The sequence below is a fragment of the Ruegeria sp. HKCCA4633 genome, from assembly GCF_013034605.1.
In the GTDB taxonomy this organism is placed as follows: Bacteria; Pseudomonadota; Alphaproteobacteria; order Rhodobacterales; family Rhodobacteraceae; genus Ruegeria.
In genome coordinates this window covers 564485-576565 of the sequence record NZ_WQGJ01000002.1, presented here as the reverse complement: position 1 = coordinate 576565, position 12081 = coordinate 564485, and the positions used below count along the sequence as shown (strand labels likewise).

The window sequence follows — 12081 nt, the reverse complement described above, 5'->3', positions numbered from 1 at the left end:
TTTTATTGATCACTTTGACACTTTGGCGGCTTTCTTAGGCGTTCAATTCAATCCGGGTGCCGGGAAACCGTTGAACAATTTCCTCTGCGTGACTGTCTGGGGCGGCGCATATGGCGGTTGAAAGCCCATCTGCTAGGCTTGCGTTCGGTGCTGAAACCGAAACTGTTCTGTTGCGGCGCACTGGCCCTGCAGAGGTGAGGATATGTCCAAGCCCGTGACCTAGCTGTGTGCCCAAGGATGACGACGTAGCAACGGCGCGGTTCCGCAACGCAATGCGTTTCAACACCCTTTGATCCGGTTTGGCCAACCCAACTTTCCAAGGCGTTCCATCGCTTCGCGTGCCCAAAGCGGCGACCTCTCCCATGTTTACCAGAACATCTCGCAAGCCAAAGTCGCGTAGCAGAGCAGCGATGCGATCGGTGATGGCACCCTGCGCGATGCCGTTCAACGTCAAGGCCGATTGGCCCGGATCCGGAAGGCGCACATTAGACGCGTCAAAAGACACTTTTTCCCAACCAACCAGGCGTTGAGCCTCAATCAAGTCTTTGGGGCGAGCCCCGTTCGCCAAACCCAACCACATCGGTTGAATACTTGGATCGAACGCACCTTTCGAAGCTTGGTGCAGGGCTGTGCACAAGCTCAACACATTCAACAATTCCTGAGCCGGAGCAGTAAGTACACCGTCCCGGTTCAACCGGCTCAGCTGCGAGTCTGGGCGGTACAAGCTAAAGATGTCTTCCAGTCGGGAAATTTCCGCTTCAACAGCAGCAATGATCGGTGCGGCATCCGTGTTCGACAAACCAACCAGCCGCAAACTTGCAGCAGCACCCAACGCCGTTCCATTCCATCGCGCGTCCGAGGCCCATGCCGGGTTCGCCGCCGCGCACGCGGCTGAGATAAACAGAAATCGACGGCGGGATAGGGCGGTCATACAGGGGTCTCCAACGACAGATCAAGATCAACAGGGCCGAGCACTTCTGCATCGGGGATGTCTGGAAGGGGCATCGCCGTCCCGCCGTAAGTGTCAACAAATGTCTGAGCGTCAGTGGGATTGGCAAACGGCACCACCTCGCGCGCGCCCATGCCCCCGGCCACATTGCCGCCGACGACAAAGGTCGCGTCATTTGCGGCGATCCAGTTGGATATCCCCGGCTGGCGCCAACTTGGCGCAATTCCCATATCGCTGACATAAACGGCCGTGATTTTCGCGTCACGTTCCGGACTTTTGAGATATGCCACCATGTCCCGCACTTGCGCAAAGAACAGTGGGGCTGGGTAGCCTTCCAGGTGAATCTGTCCCTTGGGTCCGCCATGCTCGGCGATGTTCATCTGGCAGAAGAAACTCAGCGCATCTGGGGTCAGATCGACCGGATCGGGGGCTTCGGCGACCTCTTCCTTGCAAGCCGCCAGCGCGACCAGCGCGATCAGCGCGAGACGTTTCATGGTTCAACCCTCCGGAATGCAAGCCGGGCGAGGGCGAAGGCCAACACGGGCCAGATCAGCAGAGACGCAGGCGCGGCCCAGACGGGAAGGGCTTGCGCAGCCCCGGTCATGCCGGATGCCATGGCCACGCCTTCGGTCGCGGCGATGTTCCACAGTCGGAATGCGTCGGCCGGGTTGGCCACCATCACCCATGGAAAGACGGATTGGGTGAAGGTGCCGCCCTTGTCCATGACGACGGCCCCCAACAGGCCCAGATCATAGAGGACGACAAAAACCAGCCAGAGCCCGGCCGACAAACCCGCCGCCGCCGTGGCCCCCTTTGCCAGGGCAGACAGAAGGTATCCCAGCGCCAAAAACACGGCGCCCAACAGGATCGAAGTGAGGATGAGGCGCGCCAGTGCCATTAGGCTTTCGGGCCCTGCGCCGCCAAAGAACGCGGCCACCGCGCCTGCGGTGCCGAAGCCGACGGCCATGGCAAAGGCCAGCGCCGCCAGATGGGCGGTGAACTTACCCAACAGGATTTCCCCGCGACCCGCCGGGTAGGACAACAGCAGCGACAGGCTGCCCCGATCCAAGTCGCCTGCAATCGCGTCGAACGAGATCATTAGGGCCAGCAAGGGCGCAAGATAGACCGACAAGGTGGTCATCGACGCGACCGAGACGGTCAGCATGTCCACGCCCAGTGTGCCGGTTGGTGCGCTGCCCGCAAATGTAAGGGCTAAAGCGAACAGCACCATGATCAATGTCGCAACCAGCAGCCAGCGGTTGCGGCTCAGGATCAGCATTTCGGTGCGGGTGACGGCGAGGAAGCGGGTCATTTCAATTCCTCCTGTGCGTAATGGCGATAGAGGTCTTCCAGTTTCGGCGGTGTCATCTCGACATCCGCCACCGCGTCGCCCATGCCAGCGATGCGGCGCAGGGCTTCCATCTTGTCGGCTGGGCTACAGAGTAGTTCCACCGACGCGCCGTTGATGCGGCTGCCGCCCAATTCGGCGGCCAAGGCATCAGCATTGACGCTGGCGCGTACTTTCAAGCGGATCGGTAGACCGGCCAAAGCCGACAGATTGTTCAGCGTGTCGTCGGCGACCATCTGACCCTTGCGCATGATAGCGATCAGATCGGTGCGAGCCTCGACCTCGGTGAGCGCGTGGGATGCGATCAGTACGGCGGTGCCTTGCGCAGCCAGCTCGTCGATGATGGCATAAAGATCCTGCCGGGAAATCGGGTCCAAGCCGCTTGTCGGCTCATCTAACAGCGCCACTTTTGGCTGGCCCAGCAGCACCTGCGCCAGACCTAATCGCTGCCGCATGCCTTTCGAATAGGCACCAATCCGGCGGTCCAGCGCGTCGCTCAGGCCAACGCGTTCCAGAAGGCCGGGCACATCAGCTTTTGCGCCGGACAGTTTCGCAAACAGAGTCAGTTGCTCGCGTCCGGTCAGGGCAGGGTGGAACGACACTGCCTCGGGAAGGTAGGCCGTCTCGCGCCGCGCTTGCGCGCTGCCCGGGGTTGCCTCTCCGATCCGGATTGTTCCACCGTTGATCGGCGTCAGGCCGAGGATGGATTTGATCAGCGTCGACTTGCCCGCGCCGTTATGGCCCAGCAGCGCAACGCGCTGTCCAGAGGCAAGAGACAGGGTGATGTCGTCAAGGACGCGGGTTTTGCCTCGGTCCTTGAGAACATGGTCGATTGACAGGGCCTTATCCGTCATGAGGCACCTTTTTCATTGCTGGGGGTTCAGGGGCTTGCATCAGTGGATTGCTGTCCATCACACCCCCCGGCAGCAGCGCCGGGAAGGCCGATTGCGACCAGCGCACCAGCTGCACGGCAGGGGAGCCGAGCAGCAGTTTGGCTGCGGGTTGGGTCCACAGCACATGGTCCATCGAGTCATTGGGGCGATAGGGGGCATCGGCAATGCCGTTGCCGTCCACATCAAAGGCGGCGAAATCGGACCAGTAATTTCCGCGCCCGTCCTCAGACCACTCGACCCACTTGGTCGAGACGTATTTCACCTGTGTCCGGTTGCCGACAAAGGCGTTTCCAACGATGCGATTGCGCTCGCTACCAGCGGTAAAATGGATGCCGATGCCGCACCCCTGGAACCAGTTGTCGGTGAATTCGTTCTTGTTCGAGTTATACAGAAAGGTGCATTTCTCTTTCGCACCTTTCACAACGTTGCCGGTGATGACGCTCTTGTTGGCATAGTTCAGCATCACGCCATGTTCGCGGTCGCCAATCGAGACATTGTTGGCCACGGTCACATTGGTCGTAAACATCACCGCGTAGCCCAGATCGTTACCGATCGAGACATTGTCGCTGACCACTGAATTGTCCGCGTACATGTAATGCACCGCGAAACGCAGATCGCGGAACAGGTTGCTGGTAAAGGTGTTCTTCTTCGACGAATTCACAAAGATCCCGTCGCGGCCATAGCGAATGTCGTTGTCTTCAACCCGCGCACCCGGCGCATTCCAGACATAGACGCCATTGCCGCGGTCGTTCATGCGCTGGTCTTGTCGTCCTTCGATCCGGTTGCGCCGCACGATGCTGTCTTTCGCACCGTGGATGTCGATGCCATAGAGATTGCCTAGCAGGACATTATCCTCGACCACCGGTGCGAATGCCGTCTTGGTCAGCTGGATTCCGCTGTCGATCCCGTCATGGTCCGAGCCTGAGCCGATCACCGTCAGCCCGCGCACCGTCACGCCCGGCCCGGTCACGGTGATAACGCTGCCTTGGCCTTGTCCGTCGATGGTGGCCTGTCCCAGCCCGTCAAGGGTGACGGGCCGGTCCAGAACCAACGTTTCAGTATAAACACCGGGGCTCAGGCGGAGGGTGTCTCCATCCGCCGCCTGCGCCAGTATCTCGTTGATGGCCCCCGCCCGGTTGGGCACATCCCAGTCCGCCGCCCAAAGGGGCGAGCCGAGCAGGAGCGGTATGAGCAGGGACCAGCGCATTGCTTATGCGCTCCGCGGCTCAACAAACATCCGGCCGCGCATCTCCATGTGCAGCGCATGGCAGAACCACTGGCAATAATACCAGTGTACACCAGGACGGTCGGCGATGAAGGTGACAGACGCGGTGGCTTGTGGTGCCACTTCCATTGCGATACCGAAGTTCGACAGGCACAGCCCGTGGGTCACGTCATCCACGTCATCCAGGTTGGTGACATAGATGGTTACTTCATCACCCTGTTTGACTGTGAACTTCTCCATGCTGAAAACTGGCGCGGTCGAGGTCATGTAGACGCGGACCTTATTGCCGTCCCGGATGGGCTCTTCGGCACCTTCGTCCAGATCAACACCATCGGCCTCGGCCTGTTTGCGGGCATCTTCCCACATCGGATCATTTCGATCCCAGACATTGACCGGGTTCACTTTGGACCGGTGCACAAGGATCGAGTCGTGCGGTTCCGCGAAGGTCGGGCCATCATGAACTACCTTCATCTTGTCGCCCGAGATGTCGATCAACTGCTCGTTTTCAGGCTTCAGCGGACCCACGTTCAGGAAGCGGTCTTTCGAGAACTTGTTCATCGAAATCAGCCACTTGCCATCGGCTTCGGCGGTCTCACCCATCGAGGTCGAGTTGTGGCCGGGCTGATACTGCACATCCACCTTGTCGAGGATCGGATCAACGTCCGAACCACCATAGGCTTCGATGGCCTTGGCGATGTCCCATTTCACCACCTGGCTGTCCAGGAACAGGGTGGTGTAGGCGTTGCCCTTACCGTCGAACGCAGTGTGAAGCGGGCCAAGACCCAGCTGCGGTTCAGCCACGATCGCGGAACGCGGGTCAGCGTTGTCTGCAAACAGCGCGTCCACTTTTTCGACATCAATCACGGACACGGTCGGCGAAAGCTTACCGTTGATCATGATATGCTTCTTGTCGGGCGCGGCGTTCACACCATGCGGCGAGTTCGGGATCGGGATGTAACGGGTCAGGTTGCCGCCTGCCTCTTTGCGCCCGTCCACGACCTTGACGCCGTTCAACTCTTGATAGTTGCCGGCAGCAACGGCCTCTTCGATGCCTTTCAGGTTGAATACGACCACGTGGTCCAGTTCATTCTCGGTCATCTCGGCCAGATTCATGCCCATTTCCGAGTTATATGAGGTGGAGAAGGCGTATTTGCCCTGATAGTCGCAGTCGGTGTTGTCGAGGTTACCAGAGACCATCACCTGCCACGCGATCTCCATCGTATCACCATCGATGGCGGTGAAGATGTTCACGTATTGCGACGGATCGTCGAGAATCTGGCCGTCGTTGACCAGCGGTGCCTCGTGTTCGCCATTGGCAAAGACATAGCCGGTGCGTGGATATTTCTGCGGACGCAGGCCGTGAATATCGTGTGCGTTCGGGATCTCGATGATCTTGTCGCATTTCATCACGTCGCAGCGTACGCGAGCCACACGGGTGTTGGCCTTGTCGTTCATGAACAGGTAACGACCATCATAGGTGCCATCGGTGAAAGACATGTGTGGGTGGTGCAGGTCCCCGTTGTCATAGGTGACCTTGCCGTTCGCGGCTAGGAACTCTTTGGTTTCGGGCAGCAGGCCTTCGGTCAGAATTTTCAGCGACTCATTGGTCTGACCCCAGCCGGTGGCCGAACAGCGATTGAATACTGGCACCCGCATCAGCTCACGCATCGAGGGCACGCCCAGAATGCGCAGCTCACCGGTCTGGCCCGAGGACCAGAAGCCATAGTACTCGTCCAACTCGCCGGGCTCCAGATGAGCATTAGCGGCGGCGCTGGCCTCTTTGGCGGTCATCAGGGTGCTGCCCAGACCGGTCCCGGCCAGCACGGCGCCAGTTGCAGATGCACCCAGCAGCCCGCGGCGTGTGACGTTTAGTTTCTTGTCATGTTCCGACATGATCGTTCCTCCTTTTTAGGAAACGGATTGCGGTTTGGCGTTCGGATGGTTCGCCGGTGGTTGCCCGAGGGGGGTATTAGGTGTGACCGACCCTGTCTTGGCCCGCCGTTTCAACTGGCGGATAACGACGGGACATTTGTCCTCGGACTGGTAGAGCACCTGACAATGCAGGCAGGTGACGCACTCGTTCGGATTGATCTCGCCTGTGGGGTGGATCGCCTGAACGGGGCATTCGTTGGCGCAGGTCTGACAGGGGCTGCCGCAATCCTTGTAACGGCGCAGCCAGTCGAACATGCGGATACGGGCTGGGATCGCGAGCGCCCCGCCCAGCGGGCAGAGGTAGCGGCAGTAGAACCGTTCGATGAACAGCCCGATCCCCAGCAGAGCCAGCGCAAAGACCACAAATGGCCAGTCGCGCATGAATTTCAGAATGATCGCGGTCTTGAACGGTTCGATCTCGGCATAGGTTTCTGCCAGCGGGATTGACACAAAGCTTAGGCCAAAGAGGCCAAGGAAGATCATGTATTTCGCAGGCCAGAGCCGTTCGTTCAGACCCCAGGGCAAAGTCCATTGCGGCACCTTGAACGCCCGCGCGATCTTGTTGGTCAGTTCCTGCAGCGCGCCGAACGGGCACAGCCAGCCGCAATAGGCCCCGCGCCCCCAAAACAGCAGCGCTGCGGCCACGGCGAACCATTGGATGAACACCAGTGGATCCAGCAGGAAGGCATCCCAGCTGAAACCGGTGCGCAGGCTGCCTGCCAGCGCCATCAGGTTCACCACGCTCAGCTGCGCATTGGCGTACCAGCCGATGAAGAACAGAGTCATGGTCAGGTATCCGATGCGGAACCAGTAGAAGACACGCGCGTCCATGGTGGCATGGAACTGGAAGAAGAACGTCGCTGTTAGCACCAACAGCATCACACCCAGAACCGCGATCTCGACAGTACGGTCCTTCCAGATGCGCTGCCATAGTGCGGCTTTGGCGGCGGCTTCACCGGTGGCGTCATCGACCACCACGGGCGCGGCGACCGGCAGCAGGTACTGTTCCGGCAGCTTGTAACCCAGATCGAAGGTTAAGAATGTCTTTTCGACAGCACCAATCGCGCGTTGCACCAGCAGTTGCAAACGGAACGGTTCAGCCGGATCAAACTCGGCATCGGCGGGGATTTTGAAGATGTCGAGTTCGGTAAAGCTGGGTGCATCCGGCGCGGCAACCTTGCCCAAACGGCGCTGTTGTTTGTCAAAAAAGCGCACCGAGCTGTCGCCTTGGATCAGCTGAATCCGGTCAAAGATGCCACCCCGCACATAGCCCGATCCCTTGAAACTGTAAGCCCCGCGTCCCAGCACCAGAATGGCTTGCTCGCCCTCATCCAGCCAGTTCAACAGGTTATGATATTCGGCCTCGCCCAGCAGCGACTTGCCGATCGACGGAACCGAGACAAGCGCCATATGCATGTCGATGAAGGTGTCATCCGGTTCGCCTGGTTCCGGGCGTTTGATGGCCCGTTGATCGCCAGTGGCCTCGAACGCCGCGTTGACCTGCCCGATATCCAGCGTCAGCCGCCGGACCGAGCCTTCGCCCGACAGGGTGGTCCAGTCGTAAACCGCATCCTGCGCCAGATCGACCTCGCGCTTCGGTCCATCGGCCTGCAGCGGAGACAACCCACCCAGCCCCAGCGCCCGCGCCACCTTGATGCCGCCGCGCACAAGGCTGTCGTCGATGACCATGATCGTGACCGTCGCGCCCGAGATGATGTCGAGGTCATGCCCCTCGCCACCGGTTTCGGCCTCGACCCTAAGGTCCAGACCGGCATAGCCTTCGGTCAGCTCGACCATGCGGGAATTGGGGATCCCGATCAGAACGATGGGTTCCGAATGCTTGACCAGTTGCACGCCAGTCAGCACCGCATCCTCATCGATACCGGCGACCACATGGATGGGTTTGCCGGAATACCCTGTCGTGCCCACAAAGTCAGACGTCAAGAATGCCCAGGCGACAGTTTCGCCATCCTTCAGGACAGGCGCTACCGGAACGTCGTCACGTACCGGGCCAAAGGAATCGGCACCGGGGGCCAGATCGGCGGGTTCAATCTCGGGCAGGAAACTGGCCAGACTGTCGGCATGGGCGCTGATCGCCATCAGGCAGGACAGGGAGAAAGCCAGCAGGAAATGGATTGCGCGACTTACGACCACGGCGCACCTCCGAATATTTGGGTGGACGCCATGGACGCGCGCAGGGCGCGTTCAGATTCTTCTTGGGTCGTAAACGGGGGCCCTCGGGTTTCGGGCCACAGTCGTTTCGAGTTATGGTAATTACACGGATCACCAATCCCAGGGAGTACAATTTGCTGGGCGCGGTCCGCGACCAGCAGCGGAGTGTCTGGCACAGGTCCGGCTGTTGTTACCGCGCATAGCGCACAGTCGGCGCATTTCGGGCAGGGCGCGGTTGGATCGGTGTTTTCCTCTTCAAGGTCCACCTCAACCCAAACCGCGCCTGCCTCCGAGCAGATCTCTACCCACATGCTTTGTCCGGGACTCGCCAGCACAGGACCAAGCATTTGCAACAACAGAAGAAGGGCGCCCGCCACTCCACAGACCGCACGCAAGACGCGGTCAGGGAGGATGTGGAGAAAGTGATAGGCGGACATGGAGAATCCAACTCGGAAGTCTTTCCTGAACCGTATGGGATTCCTGCTTGCCGATACTTGACTTTGGTTAGGCAGACGGACTCTTTGCTCAGCCGTCTGCTTCGTCCATCAAACCGCGTACCCAGCGGCCTGCCAGCCATGTCGCTGGAATGCCCAAAGGGACGGACCACAGAAGTGCGGGAACTGGTTCAATCGCTCCGAACCCGATGCCGTGTGAGATTAAACCCAACAAAAACAGGTTGATAGCCACGGTCAGAGCCGTGGCGGGATAGAGCAGAATGGCAAGTTTCCAAACCGGCCATTTGCCGTCAGTGGCTGGTGCCTTCCGAGAAGGTGATTTTGTTCCAGACATTGTACTTTCCAGACGGTTTGCGCATCGGCAGGCGACGGACTTCTTCCAGCGTCTGCGCGTCATAGACGATCACTGCGCCATCATCTTCCCAGATCGAAACCAGCGCGTGGCTACCATCTTTGGTGAACTCCACGTGAGCCACGGTTTTGCCTGGCGCGGGGCGCAGAGTTTTCACGATTTCAAGGCTCTGCTTGTCGATCACGTGCATCGCGTCCTTGTTCGGGCCAAAAAACACATCGGCCCAGACATAAGGCGAGTTTTCATGACTGCGCATGAAGAACCCGGGTCCCTCTGTCTTGATCCGTTTGACGGTTTCCCAGCTTTCCATATCGATCACGGAAACTGTGCCGTCGGTCAGGTGCGGCGTTGCCATCACGGTCGTATCACCATGCTTCCATGTAATCCCAGAACCAAGATGCGGCATCCCCGGTAGATCCAGATCGGCGACCTTGTGCCCGATCACCAGATCAATCACCTGACCGCCTTTGCCACCACGGGACGCCCCCATGACAAACTCATAGCTCTGATCGAAAAAGAAATCGTCCAGATAGTCTGGCGTGGTGATCTTGCGCACGGGGAAAGGATTAGGATTCTTGAACTGGCCTTCAATGCGGAAATCATGCCCGATTCCGAATTGCGGCGGATTGGCACCATAGAACACCTCCCAAATTTCGGGCACGTCCTTCAGGGCCAAAACAAAGCTCTCCCGCGGTGGAGCCTGATAGACGGCAGACACCCTGCTGGGCACGCCTTTCTTGCTTTTGACTTCAATGACAGTGGCAACCGAGAGGTCCGCGGTCGACAGCAGGGACAGGCTGTTGGGCAAGTAATTTGCAACGGCCACCCATTTTCCGTCGCCTGACATGGCGATGTTGCGACTGTTGAGGCCCGCGCGAACGCGTCCAACCTGCTTCAACGCCCAGATGTCGTATTTCTGAACCCAGCCATCGCGGGACATGATGAAAACGTATCGGCCATCTGGGCTGAATTTTGGCCCGCCATGAACGGCAAAAGGGGTCTCGAACCGGTCCAGCACTTCAAACGTGTCGCCATCCAGAACGCTGACGTGATGATCACCGGTCTCCACCGCCAGCGTGATGTTCATCGGGTCACTATCCCACACGGGTGCTTCGACCGGGGTGTAATCCTCGTCCAGAATACGGCTGGCCATGATGTCAGCTTCACCCCATTCCGGGTCGCTCTCGAGCGGAGATTTTAGCCACCCCGCCAGTTCTTCGATCTGCAAAGCGTCGAGCTCATGTGAAAACGCAGGCATCTGTGTCGCGGTGCGGCCCTCGGCGATCACCGCTGCAACCCGCGGTCCCCGCATTCGCTTTAACGTCTCGGGGATCAAAGCTGGCCCAACGCCGCCTAAGCGGTTCTCGCCATGGCATGACGCGCAGTGCTCAGCGTAATCCGCTGGCGCGTCGGCCCATGCCGAACCAGCCGTCAGAACGGAACACAACAGTCCGATCTTCATCTTTTTCCAAATACTCCCGCCGGAGGCTCCCGCAGGCTCCACAGGTGGCACGATTTGCCGGAACAGGGAGGGGTTATCCAAAGAACTGATGCGCCGGATCATGGCTTTTCCCCCGGAACGGCGTGACCTGCAGGCGCTCTCCTGTGTCATCCACGCCGATTTCTTCGTTAGACAGGTAACAGGCCGGATCTTCGGCCCAGGGATCGCCTGTCAGTTGCAAGGCGCGAATACGCGTGTTGCCACCGCAGACGTCCTTCAGCTCACACGCACCGCAGCGACCTTTCAGTGGGCGAGGACGGGTCCGTAACATGGCCAGCATCGGGTCATCGCTGGTCCAAAGCTCGGAAAACGGTTTGGTTTTCACGTTGCCGACCGTGTAATCGGACCAATAGGTGTCCGGATGAACCCGACCCAGATTGTCGATATTGGCGACTCCCAACCCGCTGGAGTTTCCACCCCATGCGGCCAGATGCGTACGCACATGCGCGGCCTTTTCGGCATCAAAGTGCGCACGGATCCAGTTCAGGAAATACCCTGCATCGGCGTCATTGTTGCCCGTCACGATATCCAACGGTCGCCCGCCTGACGCGGCTTCCCACGCGCGCTCCAACAGCAGGTCCAATCCCTTGCGAGTAAGTTGATGTGCGGCGTCTTCGCCTCGGTTCTTGTCGCCCCGCCCGGCATAGACGAGGTGAGACAAGTAGAACTTGTCGACCCCTTCTTCATCACAGAGCTTCAGCAAGTCAGGCAAGTGATGCTGCGTGCCTTCGGTCAGGCAGAACCGAAGGCCGACCTTGATGCCACGTTTCTTGCATTCACGCACACCGCGCAAGGCGTCAGCAAAAGCGCCTTCGACGCCACGAAACCAGTCATTCGTTGCTCCAATTCCGTCCAGAGAGATGCCCACATAGTTGAACCCCACATCGGCAATCATATCGGCGGTTTCCTCGTAAATCCGCGTGCCGTTGGTCGACAAAGCCAGCATAGGCACCAGATTGCGGGCACGTTTGGCGATGTCGAAGAAATCGAACCGGTCAAGCGGCTCCCCACCCGAGAGGATCAAGGCCGGGACGCGAAACTGGCCAAGATCCTCAAGGGTTACCATGGCTTGCTCATGGCTGAGCTCACCGGGGAACGCCACATCTGCTGAGACGGTATAGCAATGGCGGCACTTCAGGTTGCAGCGTCGCGTCAGGTTCCAGATCACCACCGGCTTCACTGGGCCCGGGCGGCGTTTGCGCACCGGGGTCGGGTTGACCAGTTGGTGCATGTACTCTGTCAGGCGGAACATGT

General features: G+C 59.3%; 11 protein-coding genes. All 11 read right to left on the bottom strand.

The window, feature by feature from the left end:
- Nucleotides 1-34 precede the first annotated feature (34 nt).
- Nucleotides 35-931 carry an FAD:protein FMN transferase gene (locus GOV85_RS09145; protein ID WP_171177192.1) on the bottom strand — a complete coding sequence of 299 codons (897 nt, stop codon included), beginning with the start codon at nt 929-931 and terminating at the stop codon, nt 35-37.
- Nucleotides 928-1443, bottom strand: coding sequence for a nitrous oxide reductase accessory protein NosL (locus GOV85_RS09140; protein WP_171177189.1), 516 nt, complete (start codon nt 1441-1443; stop codon nt 928-930). The genes GOV85_RS09145 and GOV85_RS09140 overlap by 4 nt, the downstream gene beginning before the upstream one ends.
- Nucleotides 1440-2261: an ABC transporter permease gene (locus GOV85_RS09135; protein ID WP_171177187.1), complete on the bottom strand. Its 822-nt coding sequence runs from the start codon at nt 2259-2261 to the stop codon at nt 1440-1442. Before GOV85_RS09135 ends, GOV85_RS09140 begins: the two co-directional genes overlap by 4 nt.
- A complete protein-coding gene (locus GOV85_RS09130; RefSeq protein WP_171177185.1) occupies nt 2258-3151 on the bottom strand; it encodes an ABC transporter ATP-binding protein in 894 nt (297 codons plus the stop codon). The genes GOV85_RS09135 and GOV85_RS09130 overlap by 4 nt, the downstream gene beginning before the upstream one ends.
- On the bottom strand, nt 3141-4397 hold the full coding sequence (locus tag GOV85_RS09125; RefSeq protein ID WP_171177183.1) for a nitrous oxide reductase family maturation protein NosD: 1257 nt from the start codon (nt 4395-4397) through the stop codon (nt 3141-3143). Before GOV85_RS09125 ends, GOV85_RS09130 begins: the two co-directional genes overlap by 11 nt.
- A gap of 3 nt (nt 4398-4400) precedes the next feature.
- Nucleotides 4401-6308 (bottom strand): TAT-dependent nitrous-oxide reductase, encoded by a 1908-nt coding sequence (gene nosZ / locus GOV85_RS09120; RefSeq protein ID WP_171177182.1) that lies wholly within the window; start codon nt 6306-6308, stop codon nt 4401-4403.
- Nucleotides 6309-6323: 15 nt separating this feature from the next.
- The gene (locus tag GOV85_RS09115; protein ID WP_217358287.1) at nt 6324-8447 is read right to left on the bottom strand and encodes a NosR/NirI family protein; all 2124 of its coding nucleotides are present in this window, start codon (nt 8445-8447) and stop codon (nt 6324-6326) included.
- A 44-nt stretch (nt 8448-8491) separates the two neighbouring features.
- The gene (locus GOV85_RS09110) at nt 8492-8956 is read right to left on the bottom strand and encodes a DUF2946 family protein (RefSeq protein WP_171177177.1); all 465 of its coding nucleotides are present in this window, start codon (nt 8954-8956) and stop codon (nt 8492-8494) included.
- An 88-nt stretch (nt 8957-9044) separates the two neighbouring features.
- Complete coding sequence (locus tag GOV85_RS09105; RefSeq protein ID WP_171177174.1) at nt 9045-9308, bottom strand: hypothetical protein; 264 nt, start codon at nt 9306-9308, stop codon at nt 9045-9047.
- Nucleotides 9265-10788, bottom strand: coding sequence for a nitrite reductase (locus GOV85_RS09100; protein WP_171177173.1), 1524 nt, complete (start codon nt 10786-10788; stop codon nt 9265-9267). Before GOV85_RS09100 ends, GOV85_RS09105 begins: the two co-directional genes overlap by 44 nt.
- A gap of 73 nt (nt 10789-10861) precedes the next feature.
- A complete protein-coding gene (nirJ, locus tag GOV85_RS09095; protein WP_171177171.1) occupies nt 10862-12079 on the bottom strand; it encodes a heme d1 biosynthesis radical SAM protein NirJ in 1218 nt (405 codons plus the stop codon).
- Between the last annotated feature and the right edge of the window lie 2 nt (nt 12080-12081).

Excerpts from the sequence above, each read along its gene's own strand:
- GOV85_RS09145 (WP_171177192.1), bottom strand. The coding sequence starts at position 931 with ATGACCGCCCTATCCCGCCGTCGATTTCTGTTTATCTCAGCCGCGTGC.
- GOV85_RS09140 (WP_171177189.1), bottom strand. The coding sequence starts at position 1,443 with ATGAAACGTCTCGCGCTGATCGCGCTGGTCGCGCTGGCGGCTTGCAAG.
- GOV85_RS09135 (WP_171177187.1), bottom strand. The coding sequence starts at position 2,261 with ATGACCCGCTTCCTCGCCGTCACCCGCACCGAAATGCTGATCCTGAGC.
- GOV85_RS09130 (WP_171177185.1), bottom strand. The coding sequence starts at position 3,151 with ATGACGGATAAGGCCCTGTCAATCGACCATGTTCTCAAGGACCGAGGC.
- GOV85_RS09125 (WP_171177183.1), bottom strand. The coding sequence starts at position 4,397 with ATGCGCTGGTCCCTGCTCATACCGCTCCTGCTCGGCTCGCCCCTTTGG.
- nosZ (WP_171177182.1), bottom strand. The coding sequence starts at position 6,308 with ATGTCGGAACATGACAAGAAACTAAACGTCACACGCCGCGGGCTGCTG.
- GOV85_RS09115 (WP_217358287.1), bottom strand. The coding sequence starts at position 8,447 with ATGGCGATCAGCGCCCATGCCGACAGTCTGGCCAGTTTCCTGCCCGAG.
- GOV85_RS09110 (WP_171177177.1), bottom strand. The coding sequence starts at position 8,956 with ATGTCCGCCTATCACTTTCTCCACATCCTCCCTGACCGCGTCTTGCGT.
- GOV85_RS09105 (WP_171177174.1), bottom strand. The coding sequence starts at position 9,308 with ATGTCTGGAACAAAATCACCTTCTCGGAAGGCACCAGCCACTGACGGC.
- GOV85_RS09100 (WP_171177173.1), bottom strand. The coding sequence starts at position 10,788 with ATGAAGATCGGACTGTTGTGTTCCGTTCTGACGGCTGGTTCGGCATGG.
- nirJ (WP_171177171.1), bottom strand. The coding sequence starts at position 12,079 with ATGTTCCGCCTGACAGAGTACATGCACCAACTGGTCAACCCGACCCCG.